At 53.1% G+C, this 21,857-nt stretch carries 19 protein-coding genes and 2 rRNA genes; 1 reads left to right on the top strand and 20 read right to left on the bottom strand.

The window, feature by feature from the left end; translation table 11 throughout:
• Positions 1 to 11 precede the first annotated feature (11 nt).
• From L9H78_RS05050 to L9H78_RS04965, 18 genes are all read right to left on the bottom strand, one after another.
• Positions 12 to 863, bottom strand: a complete 852-nt coding sequence (locus L9H78_RS05050; protein ID WP_249620668.1) for a pseudouridine synthase — start codon at positions 861 to 863, stop codon at positions 12 to 14.
• 29 nt (positions 864 to 892) lie between these two features.
• The gene (gene scpB, locus L9H78_RS05045) at positions 893 to 1,492 is read right to left on the bottom strand and encodes an SMC-Scp complex subunit ScpB (protein WP_249620667.1); all 600 of its coding nucleotides are present in this window, start codon (positions 1,490 to 1,492) and stop codon (positions 893 to 895) included.
• A gap of 73 nt (positions 1,493 to 1,565) precedes the next feature.
• Positions 1,566 to 2,426 carry a segregation and condensation protein A gene (locus tag L9H78_RS05040; protein WP_023019516.1) on the bottom strand — a complete coding sequence of 287 codons (861 nt, stop codon included), beginning with the start codon at positions 2,424 to 2,426 and terminating at the stop codon, positions 1,566 to 1,568.
• Entirely contained in the window at positions 2,423 to 3,298 is an 876-nt protein-coding gene (locus L9H78_RS05035) for a ParA family protein (RefSeq protein WP_018119497.1), read from the bottom strand. The genes L9H78_RS05040 and L9H78_RS05035 overlap by 4 nt, the downstream gene beginning before the upstream one ends.
• 389 nt (positions 3,299 to 3,687) lie before the next feature.
• Entirely contained in the window at positions 3,688 to 4,479 is a 792-nt protein-coding gene (locus L9H78_RS05030; protein ID WP_249618719.1) for an ABC transporter ATP-binding protein, read from the bottom strand.
• Between the two features lie 53 nt (positions 4,480 to 4,532).
• Positions 4,533 to 5,519, bottom strand: coding sequence for a FecCD family ABC transporter permease (locus L9H78_RS05025; protein WP_249618718.1), 987 nt, complete (start codon positions 5,517 to 5,519; stop codon positions 4,533 to 4,535).
• A 23-nt stretch (positions 5,520 to 5,542) separates the two neighbouring features.
• Complete coding sequence (locus L9H78_RS05020; protein ID WP_430622715.1) at positions 5,543 to 6,511, bottom strand: FecCD family ABC transporter permease; 969 nt, start codon at positions 6,509 to 6,511, stop codon at positions 5,543 to 5,545.
• A gap of 53 nt (positions 6,512 to 6,564) precedes the next feature.
• The gene (locus L9H78_RS05015; RefSeq protein ID WP_249618716.1) at positions 6,565 to 7,500 is read right to left on the bottom strand and encodes an ABC transporter substrate-binding protein; all 936 of its coding nucleotides are present in this window, start codon (positions 7,498 to 7,500) and stop codon (positions 6,565 to 6,567) included.
• A 162-nt stretch (positions 7,501 to 7,662) separates the two neighbouring features.
• A complete protein-coding gene (gene xerD, locus L9H78_RS05010; RefSeq protein ID WP_249620666.1) occupies positions 7,663 to 8,592 on the bottom strand; it encodes a site-specific tyrosine recombinase XerD in 930 nt (309 codons plus the stop codon).
• A complete protein-coding gene (locus L9H78_RS05005) occupies positions 8,592 to 9,347 on the bottom strand; it encodes an NUDIX domain-containing protein (protein ID WP_249620665.1) in 756 nt (251 codons plus the stop codon). The genes xerD and L9H78_RS05005 overlap by 1 nt, the downstream gene beginning before the upstream one ends.
• Positions 9,348 to 9,349: 2 nt before the next feature.
• On the bottom strand, positions 9,350 to 10,297 hold the full coding sequence (locus L9H78_RS05000) for a copper transporter (RefSeq protein ID WP_249620664.1): 948 nt from the start codon (positions 10,295 to 10,297) through the stop codon (positions 9,350 to 9,352).
• The gene (steA, locus tag L9H78_RS04995; protein ID WP_249618712.1) at positions 10,297 to 11,481 is read right to left on the bottom strand and encodes a putative cytokinetic ring protein SteA; all 1,185 of its coding nucleotides are present in this window, start codon (positions 11,479 to 11,481) and stop codon (positions 10,297 to 10,299) included. Before steA ends, L9H78_RS05000 begins: the two co-directional genes overlap by 1 nt.
• 50 nt (positions 11,482 to 11,531) lie before the next feature.
• Positions 11,532 to 13,259: a DNA repair protein RecN gene (recN, locus tag L9H78_RS04990; protein ID WP_249620663.1), complete on the bottom strand. Its 1,728-nt coding sequence runs from the start codon at positions 13,257 to 13,259 to the stop codon at positions 11,532 to 11,534.
• 8 nt (positions 13,260 to 13,267) lie between these two features.
• Complete coding sequence (locus L9H78_RS04985) at positions 13,268 to 14,254, bottom strand: NAD kinase (protein WP_249618710.1); 987 nt, start codon at positions 14,252 to 14,254, stop codon at positions 13,268 to 13,270.
• An 11-nt stretch (positions 14,255 to 14,265) separates the two neighbouring features.
• Entirely contained in the window at positions 14,266 to 15,102 is an 837-nt protein-coding gene (locus L9H78_RS04980) for a TlyA family RNA methyltransferase (RefSeq protein WP_249620662.1), read from the bottom strand.
• Between the two features lie 64 nt (positions 15,103 to 15,166).
• Positions 15,167 to 15,334, bottom strand: coding sequence for a hypothetical protein (locus tag L9H78_RS04975; protein WP_249618708.1), 168 nt, complete (start codon positions 15,332 to 15,334; stop codon positions 15,167 to 15,169).
• A 3-nt stretch (positions 15,335 to 15,337) separates the two neighbouring features.
• On the bottom strand, positions 15,338 to 16,366 hold the full coding sequence (locus tag L9H78_RS04970; RefSeq protein ID WP_249620661.1) for an HAD-IIA family hydrolase: 1,029 nt from the start codon (positions 16,364 to 16,366) through the stop codon (positions 15,338 to 15,340).
• Complete coding sequence (locus tag L9H78_RS04965; RefSeq protein ID WP_249618706.1) at positions 16,363 to 17,196, bottom strand: tetratricopeptide repeat protein; 834 nt, start codon at positions 17,194 to 17,196, stop codon at positions 16,363 to 16,365. Before L9H78_RS04965 ends, L9H78_RS04970 begins: the two co-directional genes overlap by 4 nt.
• Before the next feature lie 415 nt (positions 17,197 to 17,611).
• On the opposite strand from L9H78_RS04965, the gene L9H78_RS04960 reads away from it, so the two are divergent.
• A complete protein-coding gene (locus tag L9H78_RS04960) occupies positions 17,612 to 18,055 on the top strand; it encodes a thermonuclease family protein (RefSeq protein ID WP_249620660.1) in 444 nt (147 codons plus the stop codon).
• Between the two features lie 192 nt (positions 18,056 to 18,247).
• On the opposite strand, the gene rrf is transcribed toward L9H78_RS04960, so the two are convergent.
• Positions 18,248 to 18,366 (bottom strand): 5S ribosomal RNA (rrf, locus tag L9H78_RS04955).
• A 139-nt stretch (positions 18,367 to 18,505) separates the two neighbouring features.
• Positions 18,506 to 21,560 (bottom strand): 23S ribosomal RNA (locus L9H78_RS04950).
• Between the last annotated feature and the right edge of the window lie 297 nt (positions 21,561 to 21,857).

Here is a 21,857-nt window from a genome sequence, read left to right as displayed (position 1 = left end):
GCTCTATTTTTCTACATACCCACTGCTTTATACAGCGAAGTCAGCTCCGAGGCATTCAATGCCCGCAAGACACCGGGCTTTTGTTCACCGAGCTGCACCGTGTGCACCTTAGTACGCACCAGGCGCTGGACCGGGTAGCCGGCTTCTTTCAGCATGCGACGCACGATGTGCTTGCGGCCTTCGTGGAGTTCCACCTGTACCAACGAAAATCCTTGGTTTTTGTCGATGATACGAACGAAATCCGCTTTCGCCATACCATCTTCCAGCTCCACGCCTTCACGCAGCGTAGAAATCAGCTTCGGACCGGCCTCACCGAGCACTTCCGCCAGGTAAGTCTTCGATACCTCGTATTTCGGGTGCATCAGGCGATTCGCCAGCTCACCGTCGTTAGTCAGGATCAGCAAACCTTCGGTGTCGGCATCCAACCGCCCGACGTGGAACAGCCTTTCGCCAGCATCTAACTTGCCGACGACCAGATCGCCGACACAACGCCGGCCCATCTCGTCTGACATAGTGGATTGCACGCCACGTGGCTTGTTCAGCACGTAATAAGCTTTATCCTCGTCCACGTTAATTCGAGCACCGTCGACGTGGATGATATCGCGCGAAGGGTCAACCTTCACGCCTTGTTTCGTAATGGTCTTGCCATTGACTTGCACACGCCCGTCACGAATCAAGATTTCCGAGTGCCGACGTGAAGCCACGCCTGCCTGGGACAACACTTTCTGTAGCCGCACGGCTTCGCGCCCTGCATCATTGTCTTGGCCGTTGGTCGGCTCATCGGCAAAAATCCAATCCGCGCCTAAATCTTGGGCAATGGATTCTGCGGTTGCTTTACTGTGGTTTTCGGTCACGGTGATCACGGTCCTTTAAGCTGTTGTCGTCTGCCGGGTTAAAATTCGTCGTCAATGCTGTCGAGTTCTGGCAGCAATGGCGCAAGATCAGGCAGTGCAGCGAGAGAATCTATGCCCAATTGTTCCAAAAACAGCTCGGTGGTGACATAGAAACGGGCTGTGCTGGACGTCTCCTCCGTGAGATCGGGATGCTGACTTGCCTCAACCTCGCGAATCATACCGCGAATTGCCAGCGTGCGCATAACACCATCGACGTTGACCCCACGGACTGCCGAGACCTGAGCCCTAGTCACCGGTTGTCGGTATGCAATGACAGCCAGGGTTTCTAGCGCGGCACGGGAGAGCTTGGTCTGGCTTCCATCAAGCAGAAATTCCTCGACGGGGGTGGCGTTTACAGTGCGGGTATACAAACGCCAGCCTTCTGCGTTCTCCCGCAGCTGCATCCCCGAACCACGGCTGTCGAATTCATCACGAATTTCTTCCAATAGTGCAACGACCTCGGGCTTAGCGACGCCGAGTGCTCGAGCCAGGTGCGCAGCACTCGCCGGAGCATCGATGACGAGCAAGATGGACTCTAACTGGCTGCGCCGCTGAGAGATCAGTGGCAGATCCGTGGATTGCCCCGTGCTATCGTCCATGCTCATCGTGTTCCTTTACGCCTATTCTTGCTAGCAGCCATTCTCACTACATCACCTGGTATTTGTTCCCACCTTATTCCCAGTTTGCCGCACCAACGACGGCTGGGTCCACGTCCAAGCCAGTCCATGCGACAGATAGTTTTTCCAAAGCCTCGGGTTGTTCTGTATCCACCGCACGCGCCTTGTACAGCTCCAACAGCGCCAAAAATCGGCCCACTATGTGCATCGTATCTGGGCAATCCCGGGTCAGGGTTGCAAACGTCGTCCATTCGCTGGCCCCGAGCAGTTTCAGCGAGTTCAGCATCACACCTGCTTGTTCGGGCACTGAAACAGCCACCCGGTGTACGTGATCGGTGCCGACTTCCTCGGGAGGTTTCGGGCGGAATACGCCCGCGGCTAATTCTGCGAACGATTCCGGATTATGCCCCAGGTGCAACGGAGGTAGTAACTCAGCAAAGCGTTCTTCGATGGCCACGGCCCGTGGGTATCGTTGCTGTGCGTTTCGTTGCCAGTCTGCAAATAACTCTGCAACTTGTTTGTATGCGCGGTATTGCAGCAGCCGCGCAAATAAGAGATCCCGCGATTCCAGCAACGCGAGGTCTTCTTCGTCGTCAACTTCTCCGCGGGGAAGCAAACGCGCTGCCTTCAGGTCCAACAAGGTTGCTGCCACCACGAGGAATTCTGTGCGCTCGTCTAATCCGGCGCTGGCGTCAAGAAAACGGGTATACGCCAAAAACTCGTCGGTGACTTCGTGCAAAGCGATGTCCGTAATATCCATTTTTTTGGAATGGATAAGCTGCAGCAGCAGGTCGAAAGGTCCCTCAAAATTCGCCAAAGCCAGGCGAAAACCAGTGATCTCTGGTTGTTCTGGGGCTTCCGACTGGTTCTGTTCGTGCTGTGCGGTGCGAGTCTGTGCAGCGTGAATATGCGTCATGCCTGGGCGTTAGCGGTGCGCTCCATGACTTCCAGCGCCAAGGTTCGATATTGCTGGGTGGCTTGTGAACTCGGTGCCCAACTGGTTATTGGCTCGCCAGCCACGGAAGTTTCCGGGAAGCGGACGGTGCGTGTGATCACGGTATCGAAGACTTTCTCATCGAACACCTCGACAACGCGGTCCATCACTTCCCTGGCGTGTTTGGTGCGTCGGTCGAACATCGTGACCAAAATACCCAGAACTTCCAGGTCGAAGTTGATGCGCTCAGAGACTTTCTCGACGGTATCGGTCAACAGCGCCAAACCACGCAAGGAGAAATATTCACATTCCATTGGAATAATCACGCCGTGTGAACAGGCAAGCGCATTGACCGTCAACAAGCCCAAGGACGGCTGGCAGTCGATGATGATGAAGTCGTAATCCCGCATTACCGGACGCAGCGCACGAGCCAGAGTGTGCTCACGACCAACTTCGTTGACCATCTGAATTTCAGCAGCAGAAAGGTCAATATTCGCAGGAACTACATCAAGGTTTGCGGTATCGGTATGCAAAATTGCGGAGTGGATGCTGGTGTGGTTGTCCAACATGACGTCATAGATGGTGTCTTCTAAACGGTCATGCGAAATACCCAAACCCGCAGACAATGCACCCTGCGGGTCCAAGTCAACCAACAGGACTTTACGGCCATGCTCTGCGATACAGGCACCCAAATTGATGGTCGTGGTGGTCTTGCCGACGCCACCTTTTTGGTTACACATGGAGATAATCGTGGCTGGGCCGTGTTTGTCTAATGGCTTCGGTTGCGAGAATTCACGTTTTGCACGGCCGGTGAGGCCGGTTGTTTCCGCCTCAAAGAGCCCGTCGTCACTCATGTCCTCGCCTTCCTGCATCAAGACTAAATCCAGAGACGCCCTTCTTTACCGACCGGCCCCGGCCAGCAGCATGTCTCTGTGTCGATACACCAAACTTACAACGCTGTTATTAAAAAAGTCCACCTGCTTGACGAGAAAAGCACTAGACAAGTCTGTAACCTAGAATTACCAAGGATTAAAAGCAGGCACGGGCGCAGGTAAAGGAAAAGACCAGCTTTCAGAAACCTCAAGAGACACACCAGCAAACGGCCGGTGTTACCAGTTTTTCTCGCTCTAACGATTCAATTAGACGTTTGTTGATATCAATTTCCGCATTAGCTAGGCGCTCTTCAAACTTCATAAAGGTAAGCATAACCTTGTTTTAGAAATAGTCAAGAGTAGTCCTCGCCTCATAAACTGTACGGAACGGGTAATTTCCTTCCAGTTGCCGGATCTTCCAGCAACAAACAGTTAACCGCGAAAACATCTTTTACTAGTTCTTTAGTCAATACATCTGCAGTATTTCCAGCACGTACCACTACCCCATCTTTCATCGCGATAACATAATTCGCATATCGTGCAGCTTGGGTGATGTCATGTAGGACCATCACTACAGTATGGCCTTCATGATGCAACTTCTTGACCAAATCGAGCGTCGATAGTTGGAATGCGGGATCAAGATACGTTGTTGGTTCATCCAGTAACAGCGTCGAAGCTTGTTGGGCGATCGCCATTGCGATCCATACCCGTTGCTGTTGGCCACCCGACAAATTTGTTGCATCTTGATCCAATAACTCTGCGATTCCAGTTTGTTCGGCTGCGTCTTCGACTGCCAAATAATCCTCGTGCGATAAATTCGCAAAAATTCCTGTATAGGGATACCTTCCAAAGCTGATTAAGTCACGGACTGTAAGTCCTTCAGACACTGTTGGTCGTTGGGGCAGATACGAAACCATTCGGGCAAAATCACGAGAGGAAAAATTTTCTAGTTTAACGTCTCCGAGTTTAATTACTCCTGAAGACCGCGACAATTGACGTCCGAGCACCTTCAATAACGTTGATTTACCAGAGCCATTCGGTCCTATTATCGCGGTGACCTTGTTTTTCGGAATATTTACGCTAACATCCCGTAGGACCGGTGCATCGCTATACCCCGCGACGATATTATGTCCGGTAAGTTCATCAGTAATTCCGGAATTCATCTCGGACCCCTAAATTTTGTATCGTATATTTGTACAAATTGTAACTACTCACTTCAGGTACCTTTTGCTGTAATTCGCATGAGCAAGAATACGAAGTACGGTGCACCTATTATCGCAATCAGCGCACCAACTGGTATCTCAGTCGGGCTGAACATCCACCGTCCCAGCGCATCAGAACCAACAACTAATGCACTCCCGATGACTGTTGCCATTGGCAATTGCCGTAATAACTGCGGGCCAACCAATAGACGTGCTAAATGCGGTACGATTAACCCCGCAAAAGCGAGTACACCAGCTGCCGCCACGGCCGCCGCACCGCTAACGATCGCACAACCAACGGCGAGCAGCCGCCAGCGCAACGGCACCGCTCCGATTCCCTTCATTGTGGCGTCATCAAGCAGCAAGACATCAAAATGCTTCGCGATGATCAGGCTCAAGCAAAATACGGTAACGACAATCGGACCGACGACAACAGCATCCGAAAGCGAACGTGCATACAACGAGCCTTTCAGCCACGCCATCGCGGCCCCAGCTTCGGGTGCAGTACGAACGAGTAATAACTGCGTGACTGCCCCAAGTCCTACAGAAACTGCAACGCCGGTCAATGCTAAGCGAATCGGATTATTCACGCCTTTTCCGGAAGCAACTAAAACTAAGCCTGCACCTATACAAGCTCCGACTAGCGCGACCGGGGTGAGAGCTTGTGCCGGCAATGCACCTGCGCCGAGCAATGCGACTACCGCAGCAAGCCCTCCTCCTGCAGTAATGCCTACGGTATCTGGGGCGGCAAGCGGGTTCCGGAGCCCTAGCTGCAGTAAGCAACCAGAAATCGCCATCCCGGCACCCGCAAACACCCCAACAAGCGCTCGCGGGACGCGGAATTTCCAGATGAGGTTATCGGCCTCCATCAGGCGTAGTACGACTTCACTAGGAGGTACAGCTACAGCGCCAATTCCGAGGGCAAGCACAATCATCAAGAGTAAAACCGCATTCGCGATAGCAAAGGCAACGATAAACCGCGTTGTCGATTGGGCGGCCATTATTTCATCCTCCACCAGTAGGCCTAAGATTTTTTAGACATGTGGTTTATTCCCCATAGCAGCACAGGGACACCAGCAACGGCGGTAATGATTCCTACGGGAGTCTCAGCCGGAGCCCATACCGCTTGACCGACAATATCTGCGAGCAACAACACGAATGCACCAAGTAAACCTGCCACGGGTAACGCCCACCGGTGGTTAACACCACAAACCCGGTGAGCAGCCGTAGCAGCCATAAGACCTAAAAATCCAATCGGCCCAGTCGCAGCAACACAAGGAGCTATAAGAATAATCGCACCCACGATCGCAAGTAATCGCAATAACGCCGGTTTTGCACCAAATGCAGTAGCGACTTGCTCATCCGCAGTCAACGTATCGAGTTGTTTACCGCTCATGACCATCAGTGGCAACAGGATAATTAGGCAAACTAGTGCAGCCCAGATTTCTGATAGCCTTACGCCGGCAAGTTTGCCGGAAAGCCACGATAGTACAGTCGCTAACTGTGCCTCATCAAGGACCAAAGCAATCGATGTTAATGCACTAAATAATGCGCTCACCGCAATTCCCAGCAAAACCATGCGCTGCACAGATATTTGCTGTGCTTGGGTAGCGGAACCGCGTAGCCCGAAAAAAACCGTAATCGCACCCGCGACCGTCGCGCCGAGTAATGCCCAAGGTAATAGAGTTAAACTACCCGAATTCCCTGAAAAAGCACTTGCTGCTACCGCTCCAAATGCCGCGCCAGAATTAACACCTACGATATCCGGATCTGCTAGCGGATTTTTTGTAGCTGTCCGCAGAAGAACGCCTGCTACCCCAAGGCACATCCCAACAACAACTGCAACGATAAGACGATCGCGGTTGACCGCGACAACTTCGGCGAGCAACCATTCAGCATTCTGGGGAGCTTCAACCTGTAGCATACGCCAGCAAACTATCACGGTGATGCCAATAAGCGCTCCGACCACTGTTACGAGCGCGCGAACTTGTATTGTTCGCGTCCTGGCACGGACGTTGGTGCTAGTCTTAGCTTCCGTTTCTACGTTCACTTCTGTAGCGCGTGGTCGATAATTTTATCGAGCATAACCTCGGCAGCTATCGGTCCGCGTGAGCGCGACCAGGTATCTTGTTCGACGTCAACCACGTCATCGACAACATCAGCCCATGGACTGTTGTAGAAAGCTTCTTGATCGTTATAAAGAAACAGAGTGTCTAACTCCATTGTTGACAGCTTATCACCGGTGAGCTCAGCTACATCTGTCTTTGATTCGATCGAACTCTTTTCTCCCTGGTAACCGTATTCGTAGCCTGCAGCAGTTAATAACGAAGCTGGAAATGAAGGATCCACCCAGGTATACAAGGTGTCCTTCGTCCAACCAATCAGTGCAGAACGAGTGCCATCCGGGACTACGTCTCTAGCCTTTTTCACTTTAGTTTCAATACGGTTACGCACTTCTTGTGCTTTATCTTGACGATCGTATTTAGCTGCGATTTCGTCCATTGCATCCAAAACATCGACATAGCTATCGTCTGAATAAGATTCCGTTGGAGCAATCTCAGCTAGTTGATCCATTATCGCAGCATGACGCGTTGGGCTTGCCAGAATCAAGTCAGGTTCAAGCGATTGAATCACTTCCAAATTTGGTTGTTTCGCTTGCCCAACGGATTCAATGCCGTCAAGTTTACCTTCCAGGGTAGCTGGTGCCTTTGATTGTCCGATTTCCACAATTCCGACTGGCTCCAGATCAAGCGCATGAAGGATTTCTTCGTACCGCCAATCGAGCGCCACAATGCGAGGATCTTCAGTTTCAGCAGTAGAAGATCCACCTACAGAAGAATCATCGGCAAGTTTCTCATTACTGCATGCTACAAGAACAACAGCAGAAAAGAGTGCAACCGAAAAAATAAGAATTGCTCGCAGGTTTATCGTATGCCGATAAACCGAAACTTCAGATTGAACACGCCGGGATAAATATTGCATGGGGTTCAATTTACACAGATTCCCCAGAAAATCAATATCTAAGGCTAACCTATTTAATCGATAATTCCACAAACGACTTTGGTAGAATTATCGGATCTCTGCGAATCTTTTGTTCGCTTTTCCACGACTTTTTACTCCCTCATTTGTGCGCACACCCAGCAACTACGCCCGGGGGTGCGACTGCGCCCAGACTTCCCGCATGTCATCCGCACTCACGTGGGTATAAATTTGCGTAGTAGTAACTGAAGAATGCCCTAATAATTCCTGTACGGTGCGCACATCGGCTCCTCCGGAAAGCAAATGCGTGGCGAAGGAATGCCGCAGCGTGTGCGGGGAAATCTTGGTGCTAATCCCCGCCTGTTGCGCAGCCTCTTGTAGCACCTTCCACGCTGACTGTCGCTTCAACTGCGCACCACGCGTATTCAAAAACAAAGCGTGGCTAGTTCCTTTCGCCAGCATCGGCCGGGCCCGCACCACGTATTCGCTACACGCATCAACCGCAGCCTGACCGATAGGAACGATGCGTTGCTTCGAGCCTTTACCGGTCACGCGAAGGATCCGTTCGCCGTCGGCAGCATGACGAAATTCGTCGAGCGTAATATCCAAAGCCTCCGAAATGCGGGTACCTGTGGAATACAACAATTCCAGCAAAGCCCGGTCCCGAATATTCACGGGGGTTGCCGCTTCACCATGCGGGATTGCGTCTAACAAGCGTTCAACGTCAGCAATGGACAAGGCATCCGGCAAATTTTGTGCAGCACTCGGCGGAGCAATCCCCGCGGCCACATCTTCTGCCAATTCGCCCTCACTCAAAGCAAACTTGTGCAATCCCCGCACCACGATGAACGCCCGGCTCGTCGATGCCACTACCAATGGTTTATACCCTGCAAATCCAGTCTGCAGATCACGCAAATAACCTTCCAGATCCGCCGCAGTTACCTGGCCTAGGTGCGAATATCCCAGTTGCTCCAGCCACGTGAGGTAGCGCCGGATATCGCGTCGGTAACTCTGCAGCGTGTTATCCGAATGTCCTTTTTCCACCGCAAGGTGGTCCAGCCAAGTATCGGCAATCTCTTGCGCTGTAGCAGCCATTATTCGTGGTTGTCTGTCTCGGTTACGTGGGTCAACGCTGCACCCGGTTGCACCGTTCCAGATGCTTGCCGACGCTGCGCCAACGCGGTCGGGCGCAATGCGAATGGAGCTTCCACACTGCGCAGCTGCGTGCCTGCTACCACATGGTGGTGCGCCAACAAGATACCCGCCACGGCCGAGGCATTAGTGATTTCACCAGCGCAAACCTTGGCGACGGCGTCGTCAAGAGCTATCCAGGCTAATTCCATATCGGCTTCTTCATCTCCAGAATCACCGATCTGAGCTCCTAGACCGGATGCACCCTGCTCAGTCGGATCCCAGTCTGCTGTGCTGATATTTTGCGCGAGAAAAATCCGGGTGGCTTCATCCGATATCCCCGGGCTAGGAGCAATATCGCCGAGAACCGCCCATCGTGCTGCCTGCGCCCCGGTTTCTTCCAACAACTCACGCTGTGCGCATTCGAATGCCGTCTCGCCTGCCTGATCTAATAACCCGGCCGGGATCTCCCATAACCGCTGCCCAAAAGCGTGGCGGTACTGATGGATCAGCGCAATCCGGTTGTCTTCGTCCAACGCGACAATCGCCGCGGCACCGAAGTGTTCCAGGGTTTCCCGTGTGGCCTCACCACCGCCCGGCATCGAAACAATATCCCGGCGCAGCCCAACGATGGGGCCTTGCGCAAGCAGCTCCGAATTCAGCGTGGAAAAAACGTGCTCGCCGCGCTGCTGTAGCTCCTGGTTTTGCTCGTTATGCACGCTTAATGCTCCGGCAAAACCTCATCGGCGTTTTCGGAAAAGCCATAAGCGCCGCTGCCGCCTTCTAGTTGTTCGGCGACGGCGAGAACCGCCGCCAAGCGTCCCCATGTCTGATCCACGGCTTCGACAGTGCTTACAGCTCCGGCGGTGCTGTCGCTTCCACGCAATTGAGTAATCACGTTGCTCGCCTCGTCATGGCCTACGCGACCGGCAATTACAGTGGCCCCGCCCGCTTCATCCAGGGCTTCGGCGAAAGCAGCTTGGTTTTTTGCCACAAAATCTGCACCGCTAGCCGTAGAGCCGGATCCGGTGACCATTACGATAGCCTGGCCGGGAAGGATAGTGCCGGACTCATACTCTAAGTACTCAGCTTCCGCTAAAGTTTCCAGCAGTAACCCTCGGTCTTCCGTGGTGGAATTCGGTGTATCTGTGCCTTCGGCAAAGGTCAGAGCCGCGCCCAACGCTTGTCCTGCATGGGTGCCAGGATCCCGATTATCGGCAGAAAGTTCAGTACCCGCAGGCAAGGTATTTGCCACTATCGTTTTAAGCTGGTCTGCACCGTTTTGAGTAAAAAACTTCTCGGAAAGTTTAATTAACCCCGAATCAATCGCACCAGCTCGTTGCAACGATGCCCGCAGTTTTTCTACATCCTCGTCGCTGGCATCGGCTGTTGCTAGCACCAAAACAGGCTGTTCATCGAGTACGCCATTAATGATATCTTGCCCGGCAGCAGCAACGACCTCATCAGCGGCTTCGGCTTTGCGCTGCGCGAATTTTCCTTCAGCTTCCAGCGACTCATATTCAGAACTCGCCACAGTATCACTGGACGCACCAGTATTCATCGCACCCGGGATATTAGGGCTAAGCAAAAATACTCCCAGCCCCGCACCTAAAGCTAGACCGATTCCGGCACCAGCGATTCCGACACCTGCTCGTGGAGTACCAGCCATTAGCTAAACCAACCTTGCACAGTCGCGAAAATATTATCCCACGTAGAAGCAATGTTTTCAGCGAAATTACCGCTTCCCGCGATACCAACAATCAGCACTAACGCAGCTAGCGCCACCAAGACCCCAAGTGCTGCCCAAAGCCAACCTGCAGCAACACCTCTGCCAGTCTGGTACAAGCCAATAACCGCATTAGCATCTACGAGTTTCGAACCTACTTTGGTCCTGGTCAACAACGCCGCGGGGCTGGCATGTTCTGCTTGTTGGAAGATATCTCCTAAGTCCAACGTGCTGCCGGCGTTCACAATGAAGCTTGCACCGTGGTAATCAGCCAAAAGCAATGCTAGATCAGTAGCATTATCAATCGCTGCCGGGAAAGTCATTGCTCCAACGCCGAGATCCTGGATCCGCTCCAGACCTGGGGCATGCCCATCTGGGTCTGCTGGCAACACAACCTGCGCACCACAACGCAGTGAATCGGCCTCCACTGCAGTGGGGTTACCAACGATAATATCTGGGGTATACCCCATTTCCAGCAAAGTATCAGCGGCTTGTTCCACGCCGATAATCGATGGCTGATATTCGCGAATGAAATTGCGCAAATTCTTGATTTGCGCACGATGGTGCACACCAGGACTAACCACGAGGACTTTGCGTCCTGCCAGACCAGTTGGAACATCAGGAATGCCTAAGCCGTCAATCAACAGCGGCCCTTCCGAATGAATAAACTGGATTGTGTTGCCGAAATATGCCTCCATATGATCAATGAGGGATTGTTGTGCTTCCGCAAAAGCCTTTTCCGCGGATTCACGATTCACCGGATCGCCTTTGCCGATGAAACGATCCCCTAGGTAGATTTCACCTTCTTCGGTCACGCGCGCTTTTTTGCCTTCGCGCATTGCAGAGGCAAAGCCCTCACCGGCGTTTTCCAGCAGCACAACATCTTCGTCTAGCAACATGTGCGGGCCATAATTTGGCACGCCGCCTTCGGTGAATCGAGCGACGTTAATGACCACTGACGGGCCAGCATCAACGAGGTTTTGTGCCTCCCGCCGAGTTATATCGGCAGCGTTAATCACCGCGATATCGCCACGGTGGAATTTGCGCATTCCCTTTCCGCCAGGAGTGCAATCACGCACAGTGGCCTGAATTCCAGGCAGATCGGCATCTTTGTTAAACAACCCCATGCAGGAATATTTAACACGGATTGTCCCCGGTAGTGGCCAAGGCGCGCCTGTTACCGGGTAGTTTTGTCCTGGTCTGCCTTATCTAATAATTCTGCTGCATGCGCACGCCCAGTATCTGTGTCATCTAAACCGGCTAACATGCGGGCAAGTTCTTCCACGCGTTGCTCATAACCCAATGTGAGCACGCCAGAGGTGACTGTCTCATCAGTGACTTCTTTAGCTACGTGCAAATGTGTATCCGCATAAGCAGCGACCTGTGGTAGATGCGTGACGACGATGACCTGATTATGCACCGCCAAGCGCGCCAAACGTCGGCCTATTTCGACCGCCGCACGGCCGCCGACGCCAGCATCAACTTCATCAAAAACCATCGTGGCACCAGTAGTTTCTGCAGAAATGATGACTTCCAATGCCAACATCACGCGCGATAATTCGCCACCGGACGCAGCGGTAGAAAGCGGTTGTGCCCGTGCTGCATCATTCGGCGCAAGTAGCAGTTCAACCTCATCAGCACCAGATTCTGCTGGCTGGATTTGTCGAACAGCAACCTCTAAACGTGCTTTCGGCATTGCCAAGCCCTGTATCTCGGCGGTTACCGCCTTTGCTAATTCCCCAGCGGCTCTAAGGCGTGCAGCAGAAAGTTTTTTCGCAGCCGCACGCATATCTTTTTCTGCCGTTTGCATGCGCTTTTGCAATTCTTCGAGTGCATGGGCTGAAGTGTCGATGCTCGCTAACCGTTTTTCCGCAGCGTCGCGCCAGGCAATCACTTCGCTAATCGTCGGGGCATATTTGCGCGTCAAGTTTTTCAGTTCGTGCTGGCGTTGAAGTGCAGCTTCTAACTGATCTGGATCTGCTGGTAGCTCCCCAAGAAAGCCGCCAAGTTCTGCGGAGATTTCCCCTAATTGCGTAGTGATATCGCCAAGTTTGTCCGCCAAGGCCGACAATTGTGGATCATCAGAACCGCGTACCGCTGATTCCGCCTGCCCCAGGAGAGTCGAAGCAGGGTCAGTTTCGCTAAACCCGTCTGATCCACCGGCAGCTTCCGCGCCGTCGATCGCGGTCAGTGCTGACATAGCTTGTTCACGGAGGGAGTCGACGTCTTGCAAGCGACGAATCCGGGTAATCAGCTCTTCGTCTTCACCAGCTTCCGGCGAAATCTCGTCGATTTCGTCGATCGCGAATTGCAAACGATCAACTTCTTGAGCCAGCTCGCGACGAGACTCTGTCCGAATTTTGAAGTCTCGCTGCAATCTTTTCCAGTCCCGATAATGAACTTGGTAATCCGCGAGTAGAGCGGAATTCTTTGGCGCAAACCGATCCAGCGCAGCACGCTGTTCGTCTGGAGCCAACAAACGCAGTTGGTCATTTTGCCCGTGAATGGCTAAGACATAGGAAGAAAATTCCGCCAGCTTCGCGGCAGGCACCGAACGTCCTCCTAAGTGCGCCTTAGATCTCCCCTGGGCGCTAACCGTGCGCGCAGCGATGTATTCGCCATTTTCGTCTGCAGAACCGCCCCCAGATTCAACAATTTCTTTCACCGATTCTTGCGCACTGGAGCTAAGCTCATCAGTGAGAAAGCTCCCTTCAACGACGGCTTTTTTAGCTCCGGTTCGCACTCGGGATGCGTCGGCACGGCTACCTGCGAGCAACCGAAGCCCGGTAACCACCATGGTTTTGCCGGCACCGGTCTCGCCAGTGAGCACGGTTAACCCGGAAGACAGTTCTGCTGAGGCATGACGAATCACGCCCAAATCTTCGATCGTGATATCCGCAAGCATAACCTTGACTATTCGCCTCCCCCTCGTGCATCGTTCGTGTCGTTGGCCCCGCGGCGAAGTCCCCGGGGACCACGCCACCCCTCCACCGGCAACCAAAATTTGTTAACGAGGCGGTCGGTGAACGGTTTATCATCCAAGCGTACCCAACGAATCGGATGTGCGCCTCGAACCACCTCTACTCGCGATCCCGGAGGCATAGTGATTTGCCGATGACCGTCCATAATCACGACCGCCTCATCAGTTTGCGAAGCGGACTCTACCGCCACCGTCGATGCCGGTGAAACTACAAGTGGTTTAGCAAAAAGCGCGTGCGCATTATTCGGCACCACCAAAATCGCATCCAACTCAGGCCACAAGACTGGCCCACCGGCAGAAAACGAATACGCGGTAGACCCCGTCGGTGTCGAGATCAGCACACCATCGCAACCGAATGAACTCACCGGGCGCCCATCAACTTCCAGGATGGCATCAAGCACTCCACGTCGATTCTGACTATGCATGCTAACTTCATTCAGCGCCCAAGAACGACCAACTTCTTCCCCAGCTGCATCGACTACGACCGTGTCAATGGTCATGCGCTCTTCAATGCGATAATCACGCAGCACCACACGTTCCACAGCGGTCTCCAGTGATTCTTCTTCCCACTCAGCGAGAAAACCCACATGGCCCATGTTCACACCTAGGACCGGGACGGCAACTGCATGTGCCAAGTCTGCAGCACGCAAAAAAGTGCCATCTCCTCCGAGAACAAGCACCAGCTCGCAACCACGCGCAGCTTCTGGTTCTGCAGCAACCAACGGATACTGGGAGAGATACGGATGTTCGCTCACGCCGGTGGTTCGATCATCAACGACGATGCGCACAGAAATACCAGCGGCAGAAAGCAAGCGAACAACGCGTTCGGTGGTAGCTACGTTGCCCATGCTGCCAGTATGCGGGACCAACAAGACGACGCGCTGGTCACTACTAGCGCGCCGGTTGCTCTGAGCAGCCATGTTCAACCTCGTCACTGTGGTCCTTTCTCAACCGCATTATGAATTAACTCGTGCAAAACCGAGTCAGACGGCATCCGTGCTCCACCGTCTTTCTTCAGCCATAAAAAGTATTCTACGTTTCCGCTCGGACCTGGCAGCCGCGAGGCCCCTGCCGCTAGCGTCGATAAGCCCAACTCAGCAGCAAATTCAGCAACCCCAATGGTGACTTCTTCTCGTAGCTGTGCGCTGCGCACTACTCCGCGATTTCCAAGTCGATTCTTACCGACTTCAAACTGTGGTTTGACCATAGGAAGTAGGTCAGCGCCGTCGGCAAGCACCGAAGCAATAGCAGGCAGCACTAACCGCCAAGAGATAAAAGATAAGTCTCCAACCATGGCATCGCAGTAGCCCTCCGTGTCATCAACAGTGACGTGCCGCAGATTAAGCTGTTCTTTCACCAACACCTGCGGGTGGCTGCGCAACCGCGGAATCAATTGCTCACGTCCGACGTCAGCGGCCACGACCACAGAGGCTCCACGCTGCAAACAGACATCAGTGAAACCTCCGGTTGATGCACCAGCATCAAGAACCTTTTTGCCCGTAAGATCCAGGCCTGCAGGCGCAAATTCCTCGAGTGCTCCGAGCAATTTATAAGCGCCCCGCGATGCCCATTCCGGCTCGCCACCACCGCTAACCGTCACCAAGTTCGAATGCGTCACTGGGAAAGAGGGTTTCCGAATAACTGTCCCCTCGACAACAACCAAGCCATCTTTAATCAATCTGACCGCATGTTCCCGTGACCGGGCCAACTCGCGGTACACCAGCGCTGCATCGAGCCGTGAGCGCGATTCTTTGTGCGTGTCGTGCATGGGTTACTCGTCATTCCTGAGCTCGGTGTTTCGTGTTGCGATGACTATTTCCGCGATCAACGCGCTAATTTTCTTGTAGACCACGTTGCAAGATCTGATGTGCCCGTTCGAGTTGTTCGGCTTCCATTTCTAGATCGGTTGCTGGTTGTGCAAACACATGGGCCAGTTCGTCGGCAAGTTCGCCCGGGGTAATCGATGGGGCGTTAGGGTCACGCGGTTTTGGTACAGACATGGCTTAGTTCCAGCTGTCTACAGCTTTTTCGGCAAACTCTGATCGCGGGTGGATATACCGGGGTGGCTTCGGCAGTGCCCACGCGACTTCAAGCACGGTGCGCAACGCAGCAGCCGAATGGGCAGCCTGCCCTGGGCCGTTGTTACCGAGACCTTCTATCGAGCCGCGTTCCAATAAAACATCGTGCCCATCGCCACGCGCGGTAAAACCATTTTGTGCCCCGGGTCGTAGTTGTTCAGCAGGAAGGAGGACATCAGCAAGATCAACGCCAATATAAGTTGGCCGGTGCTCCGGTGGCGCCTCAAGCAACTCGATTGCCCCAGAAACTCCTGTAAGCACATGCAAGGAAGCGAAACCAGCGTTGTTGGCACCAGCAATGTCTGTATTTAAGCGATCGCCAATGCACAACGGATTCTTTGCCCCGATCTTTTGCGCAGCCAAATGGAATAACTCAGGTTCCGGCTTACCCGCTGCCCGGGGGTGCACCCCAGTAGACGCTGTAACTGCAGCGGCCATCGCACCGTTGCCCAGATAAAACCCACGTTCTGTAGGCAGTGAAGTATCCGCGTTAGTCAAAATATAACGAGCGCCCGCACGAACAGCCAATGCAATTTCCGACAACTGAGCCCAACCATTTTCTGGGTTATGCCCCTGCACAACTGCTGCGATCCCTGCATTGACGGGTTCGTCGCCAGCTGAGGTCACTACCCGGTACCCCGCTTCTGCAATGGTTTCTTGCAGCCAGGCGGTGCCGACCACGAGCACGGTAGTGCCGGGCTCAGCATCTTGTTGCAGCAGCTGTACAACTGCATCGACCGAATTAAACACCGTGGGACTCTCATTGTTTATCCCTAAGGCACGGAGTTTTTCAGCGACGGCAGCATGGGCTTTCGAGGCGTTATTAGTTACGAAGGCGACAGGAACGGAGACGTCGTTCAGCGCCGAAATAGCTGATGCAATGGCCGTGTCACCATTCCACACCGTGCCATCCAAGTCGACAAGTAGACCATCATGCTGAGCTAACAGACTCATGAGCTTTTCTTCAACTCCTCTAAGCGCACTTCTGCATCAGTCCATTCTTCTTCATCAATTTCAGCAGCGTGCTCGAACCAGTCCAGAGCTTCGTCACGACGGCCGGCCTCCAACAGTGCGTTGGCGTAGGCATAACTCAGGCGCACAGCTGCCATCCCCCGATCAGCTTTATCTGGATTAGCGCGCTGCAAGGTAATCACGGCGCTTTCCGCCTGTTGCTGATCTAGGCGAGCACCCGCGGCGACAATCGCTAATTCAATGGCCTCGTCGAGAGGTAAATTGCGGGCTTCTGGTGACTTTGATAATTCGATAGCTTTTTCCGGCCGCCCAAGGCCGCGTTCGCAGTCAGCCATTACGGCCAAAAGACCGGGACCACCGTGCATACGTCGCGAAGCACGGAGCTCTGCTAGAGCCTCTTTCCACTCACCAGCATGATAGGCCGCGATGCCGTTTACCTCCCGAGCGACCGAAACTCGTCCGGCACGGTCCTTAGCTGCGCGGGCATGACGCAATGCTAGCTGTGGATCTTCTTCCATCAGCGTAGCCGACATAATCATGTGTTTAGCCACAGAATCCGCGTTGTCTTTCGACAAGACCTTCAAATCTTGCAGAACAGTGGGATCCAGGACGGTTGGATCGATATCATCTGGTAGATCAGGCTCTGTTGAGCGTTTGTTCAAGCGATCTTCCCGGAAACCAGGTTTCTGGGGTCCCTTATTTGCCTTCGCGGAACGTTGGGAATCGAATTGCCTGCCCCCGCGATTCTGGCTGTGGGTCCGTTTGTTGCCTTTGTTTCCAGTTCGCCGTGGTCGACCCGCGGGTTTATTCATACAGGATCCTCTTTCTAATTATCGTTGCGCCAAAATCTGCCAGCTTCCAGCTAGTTTAGCGAACTGGATAAAGCAGCGATAGCTACAGTAGGCGGAATCACCGTTAGCGGGCGACATGGCAAAGCATGAAAACGTAGGAAACGAAAACAAAACGGGTTGGGACAGCGAAGGCGACGAAGGCTCGTTGGACTACGCTGAGCGGACCTGGCCCTCGAGAACTAAAAGCGCCGGATTATGCTAAACCGAGAAACGTTAAAACTGCATCGGGAAAAATAATTAACCGAAGAACGCTGAAACAGCCAGGAGGCAAACGGTGGACCAGAGAAGATCCAAATCTGCGTTCGGACTTACCATTATTGCAGCCCTTCTGTACGGAGGCTATCAATTACTGGGTTCCGATATAGACAACGGGCAGATGCCAGAGGGCACAGACCGGACTGTGGTGGTCGCTAACATCGTCGATGGCGATACTATTCGCGTAAGGAAGCCCGGGGCTTCGGAAACGACCCGGGTCCGGCTGTTGAATATCGATACTCCGGAACTCAATAAAGAGTGTTACGCCGATGAGGCCAAACAGTTTGTCGAGGGCCTGATTCCGGAAGGTACGCAAGTGCAGCTGGTTTATGATCGGGAGCAAACTGACCACTATGGGCGCGAGCTCGCAGGAGTATATGCCGGAGAAACCTTTGTAAACCGAGAAGTCGCCGCTGCTGGTTTTGGAGTACCGATCTTGGTGCAACCAAACGAACTATTTTACGAAGAAATTGAGCGGGCTGCAGCAGAAGCGGAAGAAAATGGACGTGGGGTATTTGCAGCTGATAACGGATGTGAGTTTGCTGGTTATAAGACCCAAAATTAGAGTTGGAAAAATCCACTATCGTCCGGACTGTGTCTCTTGTCGCGCGCTTAAGCGCGTTGAACAGTAATATGCTGAGCCACAAAAACCTGGCTGCATAAATTGGGTGTAGATATGTTTGTGGCCCGTGAACCAGGCACACCACCACAGTGCACCCAACCACGGGCCAAACAAAACTAACATGAAATTATAAAGTGTCGGCAGCAACCTACTCTCCCACACCCTCCCGAGTGCAGTACCATCAGCGCGACGCAGGCTTAGCTTCCGGGTTCGGAATGGGACCGGGCGTTTCCCTGCCGCTATCAACCACCGACACAACCAACCAGACAACACACAAACAAACATGTGCCCGTCAACCACACAAACACGGCGTGGTGTGTCAAACACTGCATAGTGGACGCAAAACACAACAAAAATCAATCTCTCATGAAAAACACCAGCCAACCGACTGGCATGTTGTAGTAGTTCGGTGAATTAGTACCAGTCACCTCCACGCCTTACAACGCTTCCAGATCTGGCCTATCAACCCCATAGTCTCTAGGGCACCTAATAACGAAACCTCATCTCAAAACAGGCTTCCCGCTTAGATGCTTTCAGCGGTTATCCCTTCTACACGTAGCCAACCAGCCATGCCACGGGCGTGACAACTGGCACACTAGAGGTGTATCCATCCCGGTCCTCTCGTACTAGGGACAGCCTTTTTCAAGTTTCTACGCGCGCGGCGGATAGAGACCGAACTGTCTCACGACGTTCTGAACCCAGCTCGCGTGCCGCTTTAATGGGCGAACAGCCCAACCCTTGGGACCTACTCCAGCCCCAGGATGCGACGAGCCGACATCGAGGTGCCAAACCATCCCGTCGATATGGACTCTTGGGGAAGATCAGCCTGTTATCCCCGGGGTACCTTTTATCCGTTGAGCGACACCACATCCACAAGTAGGTGCCGGATCACTAGTCCCGACTTTCGTCCCTGCTCGAGCAGTAACTCTCACAGTCAAGCTTCCTTGTGCACTTACACTCAAAACCTGATTGCCAACCAGGCTGAGGAAACCTTTGGGCGCCTCCGTTACTCTTTAGGAGGCAACCGCCCCAGTTAAACTACCCACCAGGCACTGTCCCCAACCCAGATCATGGGCCAAGGTTCAGGTATCCGATCAAGCCAGAGTGGTATTTCAACAACGACTCCACACACACTAGCGTGCACGTTTCACAGTCTCCCACCTATCCTACACAAGCCAAACCGAACACCAATACCAAGCTATAGTGAAGGTCCCGGGGTCTTTTCGTCCTGCCGCGCGTAACGAGCATCTTTACTCGTACTGCAATTTCACCGGGCCTGTGGTTGAGACAGCAGGGGTCTCGTTACGCCATTCGTGCAGGTCGGAACTTACCCGACAAGGAATTTCGCTACCTTAGGATGGTTATAGTTACCACCGCCGTTTACTGGGGCTTAAATTCTCCGCTTCGACCCACAAAGGAGTCTAACAGGTCCTCTTAACCTTCCAGCACCGGGCAGGCGTCAGTCCATATACATCAACTTAACGTTTTCGCATGGACCTGTGTTTTTGATAAACAGTCGGACCCCTCTATTCTCTGCGGCCCCACCAAGCAAAACCCGGTGGGGCTCCCCTTCTCCCGAAGTTACGGGGACATTTTGCCGAGTTCCTTAACCACAGTTCACCCGAACGCCTTAGTATTCTCAACCTGACTACCTGTGTCGGTTTAGGGTACGGGCCGAATATGCACTCGCTAGAGGCTTTTCTCGACAGCATAAGCACACCACATTCACCCAAAAAAGGGCTACGCATCACGCCTCAGCAAAAAGTGCCCGGATTTACCTAGACACCAACCTCAACGCTTACACCAACAATCCAATAAGCGGCGTGGCTGCCCCACTGCGTCACCCCATCACTTGGACCACAGATCAGGCCCCACAAACTCAACCCATCAACACACTCAAAAGAGCAAAATCAATGAGTCTCACACGTGGTTAGTATCACTGCTTCACCATTGACGCACACACTCGGGTACCAGAATATCAACTGGTTATCCATCGACTACGCCTGTCGGCCTCGCCTTAGGTCCCGACTCACCCTGGGAAGACGAACTTGACCCAGGAACCCTTAGTCATCCGGCGGTAAGGATTCTCACCTTACAATTCGTTACTCATGCCTGCATTCTCACTCGCACACAATCCACACGTGTTCACACTCATGCTTCACCTCATGCACGACGCTCCCCTACCCAACAAAAAGTTGCCGCGGCTTCGGCGGTGTACTTGAGCCCCACTACATTGTCGGCGCAGAACCACTCGACCAGTGAGCTATTACGCACTCTTTCAAGGATGGCTGCTTCTAAGCCAACCTCCTGGCTGTCATCGCGATCCCACATCCTTTTCCACTTAGTACACCCTTAGGGGCCTTAGCCGGCGATCTGGGCTGTTTCCCTCTCGACTATGAAGCTTATCCCCCACAGTCTCACTGCCGTAGAACACTTCAATGGCATTCGGAGTTTGTCTGATGTTGCTAAGATGATAGTCCCGCTCAACCAAACAGTAGCTCTACCTCCACCAAGCTAACCTACGACGCTGCACCTAAATGCATTTCGGGGAGAACCAGCTATCACGGAGTTTGATTGGCCTTTCACCCCTACCCACAGCTCATCCCCGCAGTTTTCAACCTACGTGGGTTCGCGCCTCCACAACCTCTTACAGCTGCTTCACACTGGCCATGGGTAGATCACCCCGCTTCGGGTCCAGGACATGCCACTACAACACCCTCATTAGGATTCGCTTTCGCTACGACTACCCCACACGGGTTAACCTCGCGACATGCCGCTGACTCGCAGGCTCATTCTTCAAAAGGCACGCCATCACACAACAAAAGGTGCTCTGACGGATTGTAAGCACATGGTTTCAGGAACTATTTCACTCCCCTCCCGGGGTACTTTTCACCATTCCCTCACGGTACTATCCGCTATCGGTCACACTAAGTATTTAGGCTTACCGGGTGGTCCCGGCAGATTCACGGCAGATTCCACGAGCCCGCCGCTACTCGGGAAACAACAACCAACACGCACATGCCTTCAACTACAGGACTCTCACCTACTCCGGTGGGCCATTCCAAACCACTTCACCTAACACGCACGCACCAGCACAGCCATGGTAGTGACTGAAGAATTGCTCCCAACAACCCCACACATGCAACCCCTACCAGGTATCACACACATGCAGTTTAGCCAACATTCGCGTTCGCTCGCCGCTACTAACGAAATCACTATTGTTTCCTTCTCCTACGGGTACTGAGATGTTTCACTTCCCCGCGTAACCCCCATACTGACTATAAATTCACCAGCAGGTGACTGCGAACAACCACAGCCGGGTTTCCCCATTCGGACATCCTCGGATCAACGCTCGATTGACAACTCCCCGAGGCATAACGCAGCCTTCCACGTCCTTCATCGGCTTAGCATGCCAAGGCATCCACCATGTGCCCTTACAACACACAACAAAATAAACACAAAAGAAAAAAATTACAGCACACACAACACAACAAAAGCTGCATCATGCGCACAGATGCTCGCGTCCACTATACAGTTCTCACACACCACACCAACCACAACCACAAGCAAACAAAACGTTCACCCACAGCCATGATGGTCAACGAACAACACACAAGTGCTGCCCGAGACACCCAACAACGTGCCAACACACAAAAAAATGATACCCACTCAACCAAATGAAAACAGAATGCAAACCCACAAACAAAAAATAACAACGCTGCAACCCACACACCCACATACAGGT

Source organism: Corynebacterium pseudodiphtheriticum, assembly GCF_023509295.1.
GTDB classification, from domain to species: domain Bacteria; phylum Actinomycetota; class Actinomycetes; order Mycobacteriales; family Mycobacteriaceae; genus Corynebacterium; species Corynebacterium pseudodiphtheriticum.
Note: the sequence above shows the minus strand (reverse complement) of the source record. Positions and strands in the feature narration are given on the sequence as shown.